The organism is Stenotrophomonas chelatiphaga (assembly GCF_032054965.1).
Taxonomy (GTDB): Bacteria; Pseudomonadota; Gammaproteobacteria; order Xanthomonadales; family Xanthomonadaceae; genus Stenotrophomonas; species Stenotrophomonas chelatiphaga.
In genome coordinates, this window is the sequence record NZ_DAMBRS010000002.1 from 178,444 (window position 1) to 194,939 (window position 16,496).

11 protein-coding genes are annotated in these 16,496 nt (G+C 66.3%); 8 read left to right on the forward strand and 3 right to left on the reverse strand.

Features of this window, described 5'->3' with window-relative positions; all coding sequences use genetic code 11:
• Positions 1 to 19: 19 nt before the first annotated feature.
• Positions 20 to 1,636, forward strand: a complete 1,617-nt coding sequence (locus RTX79_RS05370) for an alpha-glucosidase (RefSeq protein WP_312682464.1) — start codon at positions 20 to 22, stop codon at positions 1,634 to 1,636.
• A gap of 206 nt (positions 1,637 to 1,842) precedes the next feature.
• On the forward strand, positions 1,843 to 2,160 hold the full coding sequence (locus RTX79_RS05375; RefSeq protein WP_312682465.1) for a hypothetical protein: 318 nt from the start codon (positions 1,843 to 1,845) through the stop codon (positions 2,158 to 2,160).
• 60 nt (positions 2,161 to 2,220) lie between these two features.
• Here the strand turns inward: RTX79_RS05375 and RTX79_RS05380 are convergent, their stop codons facing one another.
• Both RTX79_RS05380 and RTX79_RS05385 read right to left on the reverse strand, forming a co-directional pair.
• The gene (locus RTX79_RS05380) at positions 2,221 to 4,986 is read right to left on the reverse strand and encodes a TonB-dependent receptor (RefSeq protein ID WP_312682467.1); all 2,766 of its coding nucleotides are present in this window, start codon (positions 4,984 to 4,986) and stop codon (positions 2,221 to 2,223) included.
• 285 nt (positions 4,987 to 5,271) lie between these two features.
• Positions 5,272 to 7,326 carry a glycoside hydrolase family 97 protein gene (locus RTX79_RS05385; RefSeq protein WP_312682469.1) on the reverse strand — a complete coding sequence of 685 codons (2,055 nt, stop codon included), beginning with the start codon at positions 7,324 to 7,326 and terminating at the stop codon, positions 5,272 to 5,274.
• A gap of 237 nt (positions 7,327 to 7,563) precedes the next feature.
• Here RTX79_RS05385 and RTX79_RS05390 point away from each other — a divergent pair, with 237 nt between their 5' ends.
• The 5 genes from RTX79_RS05390 to RTX79_RS05410 all read left to right on the forward strand — a co-directional run bounded on the left by RTX79_RS05390 (position 7,564) and on the right by RTX79_RS05410 (position 13,890).
• Positions 7,564 to 9,786: a Six-hairpin glycosidase-like protein gene (locus tag RTX79_RS05390; protein WP_312682471.1), complete on the forward strand. Its 2,223-nt coding sequence runs from the start codon at positions 7,564 to 7,566 to the stop codon at positions 9,784 to 9,786.
• Complete coding sequence (locus RTX79_RS05395; protein WP_312682473.1) at positions 9,783 to 11,282, forward strand: MFS transporter; 1,500 nt, start codon at positions 9,783 to 9,785, stop codon at positions 11,280 to 11,282. Before RTX79_RS05390 ends, RTX79_RS05395 begins: the two co-directional genes overlap by 4 nt.
• Entirely contained in the window at positions 11,282 to 13,000 is a 1,719-nt protein-coding gene (locus RTX79_RS05400) for an alpha-amylase family glycosyl hydrolase (RefSeq protein WP_312682474.1), read from the forward strand. The genes RTX79_RS05395 and RTX79_RS05400 overlap by 1 nt, the downstream gene beginning before the upstream one ends.
• A 195-nt stretch (positions 13,001 to 13,195) precedes the next feature.
• Positions 13,196 to 13,576 (forward strand): SseB family protein, encoded by a 381-nt coding sequence (locus tag RTX79_RS05405; protein ID WP_312682475.1) that lies wholly within the window; start codon positions 13,196 to 13,198, stop codon positions 13,574 to 13,576.
• Complete coding sequence (locus tag RTX79_RS05410; RefSeq protein WP_312682476.1) at positions 13,576 to 13,890, forward strand: hypothetical protein; 315 nt, start codon at positions 13,576 to 13,578, stop codon at positions 13,888 to 13,890. Before RTX79_RS05405 ends, RTX79_RS05410 begins: the two co-directional genes overlap by 1 nt.
• A gap of 52 nt (positions 13,891 to 13,942) precedes the next feature.
• Here the strand turns inward: RTX79_RS05410 and RTX79_RS05415 are convergent, their stop codons facing one another.
• Positions 13,943 to 14,974, reverse strand: coding sequence for a LacI family DNA-binding transcriptional regulator (locus RTX79_RS05415; protein WP_312682478.1), 1,032 nt, complete (start codon positions 14,972 to 14,974; stop codon positions 13,943 to 13,945).
• Between the two features lie 736 nt (positions 14,975 to 15,710).
• On the opposite strand from RTX79_RS05415, the gene RTX79_RS05420 reads away from it, so the two are divergent.
• Positions 15,711 to 16,274, forward strand: coding sequence for a single-stranded DNA-binding protein (locus RTX79_RS05420; RefSeq protein ID WP_057509070.1), 564 nt, complete (start codon positions 15,711 to 15,713; stop codon positions 16,272 to 16,274).
• Positions 16,275 to 16,496: the final 222 nt, after the last annotated feature.

Here is a 16,496-nt window from a genome sequence, read left to right on the forward strand (position 1 = left end):
GAGCCCGGAGGGGGGCCTGATGTCCAATACGCCATGGTGGCGCGGCGCCGTCATCTACCAGATCTACCCGCGCAGTTTCCTCGATGCCAACGGCGATGGAGTCGGCGACCTGCCCGGCATCATCGACCGCCTGGACTACATCGCCGCGCTCGGGGTGGACGCGATCTGGATCTCGCCGTTCTTCAAATCGCCGATGGCCGATTTCGGCTATGACATCGCCGACTACCGCGACGTGGATCCGCTGTTCGGCAACCTGGACGATTTCGATCGGCTGCTGGCCAAGGCGCATGCGCTGGGCCTGAAGGTGATGATCGACCAGGTGTTGAGCCATACGTCGATCGAACACGACTGGTTCCGCGAGAGCCGCCAGGACCGCACCAATCCGAAGGCGGACTGGTATGTCTGGGCCGACCCGCGCGAAGACGGCACTGCGCCGAACAACTGGATGTCACTGTTCGGTGGCGTGGCCTGGCAGTGGGAGCCGCGGCGCGAACAATATTTCCTGCACAACTTCCTGGCCGACCAGCCTGACCTGAATTTCCATAATCCGGCGGTGCAGAAGGCCACGCTGGACAACGTGCGGTTCTGGCTGGATCGCGGGGTGGATGGTTTCCGCCTGGACGCGATCAATTTCTGCTTCCATGACCGGCAGCTGCGCGACAACCCACCCAAGCCGGCGGACAAGCGGGTCGGGCGCGGTTTCAGTCCGGACAATCCGTACGCCTACCAGTACCACTACTTCAACAATACCCAGCCGGAAAACCTGCCGTTCCTGGAGGAGCTGCGCGCGTTGCTGGACCAGTATCCGGGCGCGGTCAGCCTGGGCGAAATCTCTTCGGAGGATTCGCTGGCCACCACCGCCGAGTACACCACCGCCAAGCGCCTGCACATGGGCTACAGCTTCGAACTGCTGGTGGACGACTACAGCGCGGCCTACATCCGCGATACGGTCTCGCGGCTGGAAACGGCGATGACCGAGGGCTGGCCGTGCTGGGCCATTTCCAACCACGACGTGGAGCGTGCAGTGACCCGCTGGGGCGGGCATCCGGCCGATCCGCGCCTGGCGCGCATGCTGGTGGCGATGCTGTGTTCGCTGCGCGGGTCCATCTGCCTGTACCAGGGCGAAGAGCTGGGGCTGGGCGAGGCCGATGTCCCGTTCGAGGCCCTGCAGGATCCGTACGGCATCACCTTCTGGCCGAACTTCAAGGGACGCGACGGCTGCCGTACGCCGTTGCCGTGGATCGATGCGCCGTTGGCCGGTTTCACCACCGGCGAACCCTGGTTGCCGATCCCGGCCGACCATCAGTCGCGCGCGGTTGCCGTGCAGGAAGCACAGCCGGATTCGGTGCTGTCGGCGTTCCGTCGCTTCCTGGCCTGGCGGCGCACACAGCCGGTGCTGCTGCACGGTGATATCCGCTTCCTGGACAGCGCCGAGCCGGTGCTGTTGTTCGAACGCACGCTGGGGGATGAAGTGATGCTGCTGGCCTTCAACCTGTCTTCGCTGCCAGCGCGGCAGCTGCTGCCAGAGGGCGCGTGGCAGGCCATGGACGTGCCCGGCCCGGATGCTGGTTCGCTGGATGGCACCGAGCTGGCACTGCCTGCGCACGCGGTGTACTGCGCACGACGCATCGGCTGATTGTTTTCTCCGTTGGTGGTATTTCAGGGGCGCTGCCGAGAGGCGGCGTCCCTTTTTTGCGCGCGGCTGGCGCGCCGAGGTTCGATAGGGCGTGGTGGTGAATCCTGTCCGCAGCGCGTCGAATTCGAATCCCTTTTTGCAGAATGGTGCAGAGACCGCGCCACGGCCGCGCTCGACACTGGCACTTCATCAACGTGAGGTGTCTCATGAAATCCATCCTGAGCTGTGTCCTCGTCCTGGCGTCTGTTGCAGCCATCCTGCCCCCAGCAGCCCTTGCATCGGGAGAACGTAGCGGTGTCCCGCGCAGTGACCATGCCGCCTGCGCAAATGCCTTCAAGCAGTCGCCGGCGTCCTCGCAGGGATGTGATCTGCACTGGGCGCATTTTGCCAACGACATCTGTGCGATCCATGCCCTCTGTGCGCGCCCGGACGGTAGCCGCCAGCAGAACAGAACCTCGACACGTCTGGTCAACGTTCCGCTCTTCCAGAACTGCGGCGGGACGCTCGGCTTCCGCTGTGACTGACATGTGCAAATGGAAAGGGGCGCCCATTGGGCGCCCCTTGTCCTCGACCTGGCAGGTGGATCAGAACGTGTAGTTCACACCCAGCATGTAGGTGCGGCCCCATTCCACATATTCCAGCGGGCGATCGGTGGTGCCTGCGTAGGTGCGGTACGGTTCGTTGGTCAGGTTGGTGCCCTGCAGCAGCACGGTCAGGCCAGCCAGCGAGCTGCTGTCGCTGAAGGTGTAGCTGATCTGCGCGTCGGTCACGTTCTCGCCCACCACGTAACGCAGCGTGCGGTTGCCATTGAAGTTGCCGATCTCGCCGATGAAGTCCGAGCGGCGACGCTGGCTCACGCGTGCTTCAAACCCGTTGCGTTCGAAGTAGGCGGTGAGGTTGTACACGCGATCGGACAAGCCCGGCAGTGCGATCGGATCGCTGCCTACGCTGGACGCGCTTTCCGGATCCAGGATCTCGATGTCGCTGTCATTGAACGTGGCACTGGCCTGCACGCCGAAGCCACGCAGGGCATCGGTGAACATGTCCAGCGGCAGCGAAGCGGTCAGCTCCAGGCCGCGCAGGGTGCCACCCTTGCCGTTCTGCGGCGAGGAGAACGTGCCGGTCGGCAGCACCGGCGCGACCATGCCCGGCGGCGGCACATAGCTGGCCAACAGATCGCTGAAGTCGTAGTCATCCACCGACTGGGTGTAAACGTAGCTCTTCAGGTCCTTGTAGAACACCGCGGCGGCCACGTAGGCACGCTCGGCGAAGTACTTTTCATACGACAGGTCGAAGGCGGTGGCGCGCCACGGATCCAGCAGCGGGTTGCCGCCGCTGCCACCCGGTCGACCGGTGGCGGTGTCCACGCCGAACTCCAGCCCGGCGCGCATCTGGTCCACGCGTGGACGCGCCACCTGCTTGGCGGCTGCAAAGCGCAGCGTCTGCTGGTGCGGGAACATGAAGGCCAGGTTCAAGCTGGGCAGCCAGTCCTTGTAGGTCTTGCCGTCGTCGATCGGCAGCACTTCCTGGCCCACCGGACGCGAACGATCGAAGTAGTTGGACTGCGAGCTTTGATCCACGTGCTGCATCTGCACGCCGATGTTGCCACGCACGCCGACCACGCCGATGTCGGTGTTGATGTTGGCGCGCAGCCACGCGGTGGTGATCTTCTCCTGCACCGTCCACGACTTCGGGATCAGATAGTCCAGGTCGGTGACAGGGTTGAACTCCATGTAGCGCTCGACCGCGGCCGGCACGTTCCAGGCCGGGATGTACCCGATGCCGGCAAAGCCCAGGTTGACGGGACGGTATTGCAGGTCGGACGCCACATTGGCATCGCCCTGCGCGCCCAGCAGGATGTTGCCTTCGGCCTGGGTCTTCTGCTTGCGGCGATCAGCGTAATTCACGCCCACATCGATGTCGGCGAACCAGCTGGACAGGGCCTCCGGTGCCGGCAGGGTCAGCGCGATCTTGCCGCCTTTCAGGCGATCTTCCACCTGTGGCACCTTGCCGTAGCCGGAGCCGTAGATCGTGTTGGTCAGGAACAGCGCATCCGGATTGGAATAGTCCAGGCCCGGGTTGATCTGCGAGAACCCGTTGGGCCGCACCACCACGCCCACGCTGTCCAGCTGCGGCATGGGGGTGAGCTGCAGGTTGTTTTCCAGGTTCAGCTCATCGCGGGTGGCTTTGGAGTAGTTCACGTCGGCCACCAGCTTGACGCCGTTGCCGAAAGTGAACTCGTTGTTCCAGCCGAACGCATCGATCTTGTCTTCGCGCTTGTTGTACATGCCGCGCACCAGCGGATAGACGCCGGTGGCGGTGCCGCCCTGGAAGGTGCCGTCGGCGCCGACCTGCGGGTTGGTGATCAGCAGGCCCGGCGTATAACCGCCGTTGAAGTTGCTGAGATTGACCTCGAACTGGTTGGCCGTGTCGATCTGCTCGGCGTCGGTATGGAACGCGTCCAGCGTGCTCGTCCAGCTGTTGTTCGGGCGGAACTGCACGGTCGCCATGAAGGCGTCGCGCTTGTTGTTGCCGGTGCGGCGCAGCGCCTTGATGCCGTCACTGAACGTCACGCCCGGTGCCAGGCCGGGACGGTTGCCGTTGTCGGTGTGTTCGGTGGTCCACGGCTCGTACAGGCCGACCTGGTTTTCGTGGATCGGGTTGTCGCTGTGCGCGTAGCCGATGGCAATGCCAAGGGTCTTGTCCAGGAACTGGTCGATGTAGCTGGCACTGATGCGGTTGCCGAACTCATCCACGTTGGCGGCGTCGCCCAGCGAGCTCTTCTGGTAGCGGCCACTGACCGCGATCACGCGGTCCGGGAAGCTCAGCGGGCGGGCAGTCTGCATGTCGATGGTGCCCGACAGACCCTGGCCGACCAGTGCCGCGTCGGGGGTCTTGTACACGGTCACACCATTGACCAGTTCGGACGGGTACTGGTCGAATTCGACGCTGCGGTTGTCGCCGGTGCTGACCACTTCGCGGCCGTTGAGCAGGGTGGTGGCGAAGTCCGGGGACAGGCCGCGCACGCTGATCACCTGCGCACGGCCGGCCACGCGCTGGGCGGCCAGACCGGGCAAACGGGCCAGCGATTCGGCGATGCTGACGTCGGGCAGTTTGCCGATGTCTTCGGCGGAAATGACTTCCACCACCGAGGTGGCGTCCTGCTTCACCGCGATGGCGTTTTCAATGCCGCGACGGATGCCGGTGACCTGCACCGCGTCCAGGTTGGTGGCGCCGCTGCCGGTCTGGCCGCTGGCGGTGGTGGACGTGGTGGACTGCGCGAAAGCGAGTACCGGTGACAGTGCGACGGCCAGCGCCAATGACAGCGCGTTGCGCTTGTGGTTCGACATTTTCCCCTCCCAGGCAATGTTGCCGAATCTAGTTGTGGTCCGCGCCGGCACTGCCGATACGGGTCGCGGCACGGTGGCCGCTGACTGCGACGCTATGGTATGCAGCGCGCCGCGCGCTGGAATCAGCCTGCATACGTATTCAATGCAGCGACACGCGGTGTAAGCGATTACATGTTGGTCAGCACAGCGACAGGGTGTGGGTAGTGACGCCGCTGGCCGTCAGCGCGTGGTGTTTGAAGACGGCCAGCGGCCGTCACCACCTGACCGCGTCTGGCGTCCCGCCCTTCACAGCGGGGTGAAGCGGATCGCCTGGCCACCGCCGGGGCCGAGCACCAGGGTCAGCGCGTCGGCGCTGGTGACTTCCCGGGTTTCGCGCGCGAAGGCAAAGGGATTGCTGCGGAAATCGGCCCCGTCACCATCGCGGTAGATCTCCGCGCGGTAGCGCACACCCGGTTCCAGGAAGCCCAGCGACACCGGCAGCACGCGGCCGTGTTCGTCGGTGATGCTGCCGAGGAACCAGTCGCGGCTGTTGCGGTCGCGGCGCACGATGGTGACGAAGTCGCCGACCTCGCCGTCCAGCACCCGGCTCTGTTCCCAGTCCACCGCTACGTCCTTGATGAACTGGAAAGCGTCCAGGTGCTGCAGGTAATGCTCGGGCAGGTCGGCGGCCATCTGGATCGGGCTGTACAGCACCACGTACAGCGCCAGCTGGCGGGCCAGCGTGCTGGGAATGGCCTGGCCATGGCGGCCCTTCAATGACAGCACGCCGGGGGTGTAATCCATCGGCCCGGACAGCATCCGGGTGAACACCAGGTTGACCTCGTGTTCCGGCGGATTGGGCGGCTGGCCCCACGCGTTGTACTCCATGCCGCGCGCCCCTTCACGCGATACCCAGTTCGGATAGGTGCGGCGCAGGCCGGTGTCCTTGATCGGCTCGTGCGGGTTGACCGCCAGCCTGCGCGCGGCCGCTTCCTGCACCACCTTCAAATGGTGGCGGGCCATGAACTGGCCGTCGTGCCATTCGCGCAGCAGGGGGCCACCGGCCGGGTTGCGCCGGTCGACCTGGCCGTCATCGCAGACGTAGCCGGTCTTGAACGAATCCACGCCCAGTCGCGCGTACAGGTCCAGCGCCGCGCCCAGCTGGTCCTCGTAGTGGTCGATGGCACAGCCGGTTTCATGGTGGCCCACCAGGTGCACGCCCTTCTTCGCCCCGTAGGCGGACAGCGCCTCGATGTCGAAGTCCGGGGTGGCGCGGGTGAAGTCGAAGTCGTAGCCGTTGCCCACCCAGTTGCCATCCCAACCGGGATTCCAGCCTTCCACCAGCACGCCGCGGAAGCCGTTGGCGGCGGCGAAATCAATCACCTTCCTGGTCTTCGCCGTGGTGGCGGCGTGGCGCGGGCCGGTGGCCCAGCTCTCCTCGTCCAGGTGCATCGACCACCACACGCCCAGATACTTGGACGGCTTGACCCAGCTGACATCGCCCAGCGCATTGGGCTCGTTGAGGTTGAGGATCAGGTCCGATTCGACCAGCCCGCCGGCGCGGTCGGCGATCTGCAGCGTGCGCCACGGCGTAGCGAAGGGCAGGGCGCGGCGCACCTTCCAGCCTTCGGCGGACGGGGAAAGCTGCGCGCGCAGGCGCTGGCCATCGGTGCGGCGCAGCCACATGCCGGCGTAGTCCACCAGCGCGGCTTCGTGGATGGCCACGTGCAGGCCGCTGTCGCTGCGCAGGGTGATCGGGGTATGTGCCAGCGGCACCTCCTGCAGCGGGGTGCGCGCATACAGGTATTCATAGTGGATCGGTTCGCCGGCCGGGATCCACCACGCGGTGGAGTGCTGGGCGATGGCGAACTCGGTGAGCTCCTCATCGATGATCGCCTCGGCCAGTCCAGGCTGTTGCGGGAACACATAACGGAAGCCGACACCGTCATCGAATACCCGGAACACCACGTCCAGCCGGCGCCTGTCACCGGTGGTCTGGCGCAGGGAAACGGTCAGTTCGTTGTAGTGGTTGCGGGTGAGCCGGCGCTCGCCCCAGGGCTGTTCCCAGGTTTCATCGAAGCGGCGGGTGCTGCTGCCGGTGATTTCGAAATCGCGGTCCAGCCGGCCATCGCGCAGCTCGAAGCCGAGCTTGGAGGCGTCCACCACCGTATCGCCGAGTCGCTGCACCTGGTAACGGGCGGTGCCGCCGTCCACCTGCAGCGTCACTTTCAGGATCTTCCCCGGCGATTCGACGCTGGCCGACGGCACGGTGGCAGCCAGCAACACGGGGCTGGCCAGCAGCAGGGCCAGGCCCAGCCAGGGCGCGCGGCGAGCACGCAGCAACAACGAAAACAGCGACATTTCCCCTCCCAGGGCGATGCAGGAACTGCGCCGACCATAGCCCAGCCGGCCGGGAGGCCAGACGCGGCAGCCCATGAATACGTATGCAGGCAGGGCAGCTCCCGCGCCTGCCGTCTACCATGTCCGCACGATGCCTTGAGGGAGGCGTTGCGCCCCTGCCGGCCGCCTGGCAAGCGGGGACCTACAACATGCAAAGAGGGAGGGAGGGTGACGGGCGCAAGCCGGTCGTCCGCTTCGATGCTGAAGATGATCTGCCTGACCGTCGCCATCGCGACGACGCTGGGTTCGGCCGCGCATGCCGCCGACCTGGAATTCGAGGGTCGCACCGCGCGCGCTGAATCCGTGGCCGGTGGTGGCTTCGTGCTGCACACGCCGGATCGCCAGCTGCGCATTGCCGCGCAGCCGATGCGCAGCGACACCGCCAGCCCGATGTTCGATGCCCTGTTCGCGCTTGCGCAGCAGGAAATGGACCAGGACCGCGTGGATGCGATCCGCGATCCGTCCTTCGACGAAGGCCGGCCGGTGCCGTGCGAGTGCTTCAAGACCGGTGCCAACTGGCCGTATGTCTGGACGCGCGATGTCAGCTTCGCCGCCGACCTGGCGCTGGCACGGCTGGATCCGCAACGCACCCGGCAGTCGCTGCAGTTCAAGTTGTCCGAAGCGCGCGATGGCATGACCCCCGGCCTGTTCGTGGCCCAGGACACCGGTTCCGGTGGCAGCTGGCCGATCAGCAGCGACCGCATCGTGTGGTTCCTCGCTGCCCGCCACCTGCTGGACGACAGCGCCTTCGCCGACCAGGTCTGGCAGGCGTTGCAGGGCACGCTGGCGCAGGACCGTGCCATGGTGTTCGACGCGGCCACCGGCCTGTACCGCGGCGAGACCTCGTTCCTGGACTGGCGCGAGCAGACCTATCCGGACTGGACCCGCGAAGACGTGCGCTTCATCGGCGATTCGTTCGCGCTGTCCACCAACGTGCTGCACTACCAGGCACTGCGGTTGGGTGAGCAGCTGGCGGGCCAGCGCGGCGATGCCACGCGCGCGGCGCAGTACAAGGCCTGGGCCGATGCCCTGGGGCCGCGGATCGACGCACGCTTCTGGCGCGAAGACGCCGGACAGTACATGAGCTACATCGGCGAAGCGGCGCACCCTGTGCCCTACGCCAAGTACGATCTGCTGGCGACCTCGCTGGGCGTCTTGGCCGGCGTGTTGCCGACCGACCGCGCGCGCCGTGCACTGGCGGCGTATCCGGCCAGTGCGGCCGGCAGCCCGGTGGTGTGGCCGCAGGAAGGCAACCAGCCGGTCTACCACAATCGCGCGATCTGGCCGTTTGTCAGTGCGTATTCGCTGCGCGCCGCGCGGCTGCTGGACGATGCACCGCGTATCACCAGCGAAGTGCAATCGCTGATGCGCGGTGCCGCGCTGGCCGGTTCCAACATGGAAAACTACGAGCTGCTGACGCAGAAGATCCATGTCGACGAAGGCGCGCTGAGTGGCCCGGTGGTGAACTCCGAACGCCAGCTGTGGTCGGTCGCCGGCTACCTGGACATGGTGCTGCAGGGCGTGTTCGGCGTGGAAGCCGACGGCCAGGTACAACCCAAGCTGCCGGTCGCGCTGGTGCTCCAGTTGTTCGGCACGCGGGACCGGATCACGCTGCAGATGGACGGCAAGCGCTACGTGCTGCTGAAGCCTGAGAAGATGCAGGGTGAGCTGCTGGTTGCCGGAAAGACGCAGCGCGACGGTGCCACCACCACCGTGCAACTGGTACCTGAAAGGGGTCAGAATGCTTTCGCAAAGCGAAAGGGCGCTGACCCCGCGCCGGCTCACCCAGCTGCGGCCGCTTATGCACCCGCCACGCCAGCCGCGCCTTCGGCCAAGCGGGAGGGCAATGCCTGGACCATCCCCGTCCCCGCCCAGCACGTGCTGTGGCACGATGGTGCCGCAGTCGACGCGCACGATGGCGTGGCACGTTTTGCCGACGACGGCCTGCAGCACTGCCTCAGCCTGACCCGCCGCGCGGACGCGTTGGAATCGCTGCACAGCCCGACCACCTGCGTCGGCCCGCAGCAGCGCCTGCCCGGCGCGCAGGCGTGGTCGTGGACGCAGCCCGCTGCCGGTCGCGTACGCCTGCGGCTGCAGTTCAACAACCCCAACGGGCCGATCAATACCGGGGTCACCGCGGCAGTGAAGCAGCTCGCCGTCAGGTGTGCCGGACAGCCCGCGCAGTTGCATACCGTAGTGATGCCGCACAGCGTGGCGGTGCAGGAATCCACCGCCGCCGAGTTCGATCTGCCCGCCGGTACGTGTACGTTCCAGCTGCAGGACGGCTTCAACATGAGCGCGTTGCAGCACTTTGCCCACTACACCGGCGGCAAGGGCGGTCGCGCGGGCGTGCTCAACACTGCAGACGTCAAGGCGTTGCTGCTGTCGCCGATCGCCGCCCTGGCAGGAGACCGCCCATGAACCGTCCTGCCGTCGTCCGGCCCGACAAACCGCAGCTGTCGTTCTGGCAGATATGGAACATGTGCTTCGGTTTCCTCGGCATCCAGTTCGGCTTCGCGCTGCAGAACGCCAACGCCAGCCGCATCTTCGAAACGCTCGGTGCGTCGATGGAAGCGGTGCCCGGGCTGTGGATCGCCGCGCCGCTGACCGGCCTGCTGGTGCAGCCCATCGTCGGCTATCTGTCCGACCGCACCTGGACGCGCTGGGGCCGCCGCCGTCCGTTCTTCATGATCGGCGCGGTGCTGACCACGCTGGCGTTGCTGGTGATGCCGAACTCGCCGACGCTGTGGATCGCGGCGGGCACGCTATGGGTGCTGGATGCGTCCATCAACGTGTCGATGGAGCCGTTCCGTGCCTTCGTCGGTGACCAGCTGGCGCCGCGCCAGCGGCCGACCGGCTTTGCCATGCAGAGCTTCTTCATCGGCGTGGGCGCCATCGTCGCCAGCTTCCTGCCCTTCATCCTGACCCACTTCGGCGTGGCCAATACCGCCGCCCAGGGCGAAGTGCCGGACACCGTGCGCTATGCGTTCTACTTCGGTGCGGTGGTGCTGCTGGCGGCGATCACCTGGACCGTGCTGAGCACGCGCGAATACTCACCGACCGAGCTGGCCGGCTTCGCCGATGCCGAGCCGCCGCATGCCCATGCGGTGGCCGCGCGCGGCGTGCCACCGTGGGCGCAGATCGCGCTGTGGCTGCTGGTGGGCATCGTGCTGGCAGCGCTGATCGCCTGGCAGCGGGGGGACAAGATGCTGTACGTGCTGGCCGGCCTGTGTGCGGCCTACGGCACCCTGCTGGGCGTGGCGCGCGTGCTGCCCGGCACACACATGCTGGCGACCATCGTCGATGACCTGCGCAACATGCCGGGCACCATGCGGCGGCTGGCGTGGGTGCAGTTCTTCTCCTGGTTCGCGTTGTTCGCCATGTGGATCTACACCACCGCCGCAGTGGCCGGCACCCACTTTGGCTCCACCGATCCGCAGTCGGCCGCCTACAACGAGGGCGCCAACTGGGTCGGCGTGCTGTTCGGTGCGTACAACGGCTTCGCCGCGCTGGCCGCGTTGCTGATCCCGCTGATGGTGCGCGCCATCGGGCTGCGCTGGAGCCACCTGGTCAACCTGTGGCTGGGCGGGGCGGGGCTGGTGTCGATGATGTTCATCGACGATCCGCACTGGCTGCTGTTGTCGATGGTGGGCGTGGGCTTTGCCTGGGCCTCCATCCTGTCCCTGCCTTACGCCCTGCTGTCGGACAGCGTGCCGGCGGCGAAGATGGGCGTGTACATGGGCATCTTCAATTTCTTCATCGTGATCCCGCAGCTGGTGGCCGCCAGCGCGCTCGGCTTTGCCCTGCGCGCATGGCTGGGTGGCCAGCCGATGCAGGTGCTGGTGCTGGGCGGCTGCAGCCTGCTCGTGGCCGGCCTGTGCGTGCTGCGTGTTCCGTCCCGTCCGGAGGTGGTGTGATGCATGTGCGTCTGTCTGTTGCTGTAGGTTTCGCCCTGTTCGCTGGCCAGGCGCTCGCCGCCCCGCGCCCGGACTACGTAGGCACCACCGAACCGTTCGCGCGCGATGCGGTGTACTTCGTGGTCACCGACCGCTTCGTCAACGGCGACCCGTCCAATGACCACCGCGACCAGGGCGGTGCGCACCGCACGTTCGACATCCCGGTACCGTGCCCGGACAAGGTGGATGGCAACATCGGCTACCTCGGCGGTGACTTCAAGGGCGTGCTGGACAATGCGGACTACATCCGCAACCTGGGCTTCGGCGCGGTGTGGATCACCCCCATCGTCGACAACCCGGACCAGGCCTTCACCGGCAGCAAGGAGATCAGCTGCACCAGCACCCTGACCGACCGCGGCAAGACCGGTTACCACGGCTACTGGGGCACCAATTTCTACAAGGTGGACGAGCACCTGCCCAGCGCCGGCCTGCAGTTCGCCGACTTCACCAAGGGCCTGCACGCGGCCAGGCTGAAGGTGGTGCTGGATATCGTCGGCAACCACGGCTCGCCGTCGTGGACCATGCCGGTGCGCCAGCCCCAGTTCGGGCAGATCTTCGACAAGGACGGCAGGCTGATCGCCGACCACGAAAACCTCGCGCCTCAGCAGCTGGATCCCAGCCACAATCCGCTGCACGCCTTCTACAACAACATCGGGCCGGTGGATGCGTCGAAGGGCTCGATCTTCGATGGCAACCTGGCCGAGCTCGGCGACTTCAACGAACACAACCCGGCGGTGATGGATTACCTGGTCGGCGCCTACCTGCAGTGGACCGCGCAGGGCGTGGATGCGCTGCGCATCGATACCATCGGCTGGCTGCCGCACCCGTGGTGGAACGAGTTCGTGCGCCGCGTGCGTGCCGAGCATCCGGGCATGTTCATGTTCGGCGAAGCGTTCGACTACGACGCGGCGAAGATCGCCGAGCACACTTGGCCGGCGAACGCCAACGTCAGCGTGCTGGATTTCCCCTCGCGCGGGGCGATGGAAGAAACCTTCGGGCTGAAGCAGAAGGGCTTCGAAACGCTGGCCGAGCCGCTGCACCTGCTGGGCGGGCCGTACGCCAATCCGTACGAGCTGATGAGTTTCTACGACAACCATGACATGCCGCGGCTGGATGCCAGCGATGCCGGCTTCATCGACGCGAACAACTGGCTGTTCACCGCGCGCGGCATCCCGGTGCTGTACTACGGCTCGGAAACCGGCTTCATGCGCGGCCGCGCCGAGCACGCCGGCAACCGTGCCTACTTCGGCCAGCAGCGCGTGGATGCGGCAGCACAGAGCCCGATCTTCGGCCCGTTGCAGCGCGTGGCGAAACTGCGCGAAGCCACCCCGGCACTGCAGCGCGGCCTGCAGGTCAACGAGCGCCTGCAAGGCAACGAAGCGGTGTTCTTCCGCGTGCTGCAGCATGGCGGGGTCAACCAGACCGCGCTGGTGCTGTTGAACAAGGGCGATGCAGTGGCCCGCATCGAAGTGAAGCGTTACCTGCAGGCCGGCACCTGGCGCGACGCGCTGGACGGCGGCACGCTGCAGGTGTCCGCCTCGCTGAAGGCCGACGTCCCCGCGCACGGCATCAAGGTCTACATACTGGACGCCCCCGTGCAGCAGAAAGCCCTGCAGGCCGAACTCGACCGCGCCATGGCCGACCAGCAGGCCCGCACCCGCAGACTAGCCGCCCCCTGACCCGGCGATGACGGACGCTGGCCGTCATGCTCTTGCTCCTGGTAGTGACGGCCGCTGGCCGTCAGGCTCTTGCTCCTGAATCACCCACCACATCAGCCCAGCCCTCCGCCCTGACGGCCAGCGGCCGTCACTACCGGGCATCTGCGTCGCGACGCTGGGTACAATCACGCTTCCGCTCGCCGTGCTCCACCCGCCATGACCGACCTTCCGCCCCAGACCCCGATCGAAACCCTGCTGCAGACCGCCATGGCCGGCCAATTGCCGATCAAGGCCTTCATGCAGGCCTTCGTCGCCTCCGAGGTGGTGCTGGTCACCGGCAGTCTGGTCACCCCCGATGGCACCGGTTTCGACCCGCTGCTGTTCGACAAGCAGGGCGTGCTGCACGTTGCCGTGTTCACCGATCCGGCGCGCGTCGGCTTCCATTCCGAACAGGCCCCGCACCAGATCCGCTGGCTGATGCTCGACGTGCTGCGTCGCGTACCGGGCGGCTATGGCGTGGTGATCAATCCCGGCACCACGCTGGGCTTTGAGATTTCGCCGGCGGGTGTGGGCGAGATTCTGAAGGATTTCGCGTAATGGTCGCCGCCCCGACATCCGGCGCCTTGGCGATGAAGCACGTCTCGACGGCCGGAACGCTCCTGCTTTATCAGTTCATCGGCGTGCTGGTGCTCGGCCTGGCACTGGATGCACTCGGTTTCATGAGTGAGTTGGCCGTGTTGCCGCTGCTGGTGTGCAACCTCGTCGTGGCCTACCATCTTGGCAAGGCCGCACAGGCGCTCGGGCGCAACCGTTGGCTGTACACGCTGGCCGCCGGTCTGCCGCCTGCCGCGATCGCGGTCTGCATTTTGCTCTATTCGTCCGCGTGGGCGCGCACGATGGACCAGCGCTGACGCACGCCGCGCGCGTTACGCGGCGCCTGCAGTAACCGTCGTCCCTGTTCCTTCAGCGTTGCTGCGATGATTCGCGCAGTACCAGTTTCACCGGGATGCTCATCCCTTCGGCGGTTTCACCGGCCACCAGTGCCAGCAGTTTCTCCACCAGCAGCTGACCGGCCTGCTTGGTGTCCTGCGCCACGGTGGTCAGCGGCGGCGATACCGACGCGGCCAGTGGAATGTCATCAAACCCGGTGACGCGCACATCCTGCGGTACCCGCAGGCCATGTTCGCGCAGGGCGCGCAGCGCGCCGATGGCGATCAGGTCACTGGCCGCGCAGATGGCATCGAACGGCACGCCGCGTGTCAGCAGCAGTTCGCAGGCGGTCTGCCCGTACTCTTCGGTGGTGATGGCATCGACCTGCAGTTGCGGGTCGGCCACCAGGCCGCGTGCTTCCAGCGCCGCCACGTGCCCGCGATAGCGCTCCTGGAACTCCGGGTAATGGCTGGAGGCATGGCCGAGGAAGGCGATGCGGGTGCAGCCCTGGTCCAGCAGGTGGGCGGTGATGTCAAAGCCGCCCTGATAGTTGTCGCTGCCGATCGATACGCCGGGCTGGCCGGGCAGGGCGGCGCCCCAGCGCACGAAGTGGGTGCCTTGTTCCACCAGCCGCTGCAGGCGGGTCAGCGATTCGTGGTAGTCGCCATAGCCCAGCAGGATGATGCCGTCGGCCTTGTTGCTGTCTTCGTAATCGGTGTGCCAATCGGTGGACAGCTGCTGGAACGACACCAGCAGATCGCGGCCGTGCAGCGCGCAGGCGCGGGTGATCGAGCCCAGCATCGCGTGGAAGAACGGATTGATCAGCGAATCGTCGGTGGTCGGGTCTTCGAAGAACAGCAACGCCAGCGTGCCGGCATTGCGCAGGCGCAGGCTGGAGGCGTTCTTGTCGACCTTGTAGTTCAGCTCGCGGGCAATGGCGATGATGCGCTGGCGGGTTTCGGCATTGACCATCGGGCTGCCACGCAGGGCGCGCGACACCGTGGGCTGGGAAACTCCGGCCAGGTGGGCGATGTCCAGGGACGTGGCTTTGCCTTTGATGGTCATGAACGCGGCGCTGGGATGACGGCCTTCATGATGCCATGGGCTGTCGCGGGTCGCTGGTTTGCGCCATGCCGGAAAGCCACCCGCGCCGGAGCACGAGGTGGCGGACGGTGCGGGTCACAGTACCGGCTGAGCAAACCCCCCCAATGATCCGGCGGATCCGAAGACCCCCGCGCACCGCCCGCCATGGAACCGACGGGGCGATGCATACTCTGCCCTGACTCCAAGCACGGGCAAAGCGCGGGGGGGAACTACTCAGTTGGGGACTGTGATCCCCGCTGGCCCTTCTGGACCAGCCCCGTCATCCTGCGCGGAACGATCCCGAGCGGCTATGAGAAAAGTTGCAATCTGCAGGTCCGCGACGCCGACCATGGGTCGGCGCTACCGGTGCCGCCGCCCGTAAGCGGGTAGCGCCGAGCCACGCTCGGCGAAATCCCAACGCAGGCCAACAGTCGCAACGCCCTCCATGGCCCTGTAGCGCCGAGCCACCCTCGGCGGAATCCCGCCGCAGGCCGTCGCCGCCGCCGCCGCCCGGAAACCTCCTGCCGCCAAACCCCGCACGGCGGGAGCCCCACACGGGTAGAAACCCGACCCCGCACGACCCGATCCCACCCAAGTCCAAGGCCCGTCCGGTGGTAACATGGGGCGTTCTGCAATCCCCCCAATTCACTGGGGCGGTCCCGCGCCGGCGCCCCCAGGGCCCGCCCGGACCGTCCCCGGACAACGGAAGAACACTCCTATGGCGCGTGGCATCAACAAAGTCATCCTGGTCGGCAACCTCGGCAACGACCCGGACGTGAAGTACACCCAGGGCGGCATGGCCATCACCCGCATCAGCCTGGCCACCACCAGCGTCCGCAAGGACAAGGATGGCAACCAGCAGGAGCGTACTGAATGGCACCGCGTGGTGTTCTTTGGCAAGCTCGGCGAAATCGCCGGTGAATATCTGCGCAAGGGCAGCTCGGTGTATGTCGAAGGCAGCCTGCGTTATGACAAGTACACCGGCCAGGACGGCGTGGAAAAGTATTCCACCGACATCATTGCCGACGAAATGCAGATGCTTGGCGGTCGCGGTGAAGGCGGCGGCGGCGGTGGAGCAGGCGGCGGCGGTGGCAACTACGGCGGTGATCGTCCGCAGCGCCAGCAGGCCCCGCGCCAGGAATACGGCGGCGGTGGCGGTGGTGGTCAGCGCCAGGGCGGCCAGGGGGGTCAGGGCGGCGGCTACGGTCAGCAGCGCCCGCAGCAGCAGCCGCAGCAGGCGCCGCCGATGGACGACTTCGCTGACGACGATATCCCGTTCTGATCAATGGAATGCTGCAGGTCGTAAGACCGTCTGAAAAAGCCCCGTTTTGACGGGGCTTTTTTGTGTCCGATGGATCTGTCGAAGATCCCGCGCACGCGCCACGTTGTGCCCTGCAGCACGCGTTTTCGTGCACTGCGTCTTGCAATAAAACAAACGCCTCCTCTATGGTGCAATCGATTGCATTGCCGCAATCGAGAGCGTTTGAAACCGGTTGGGAGGCCG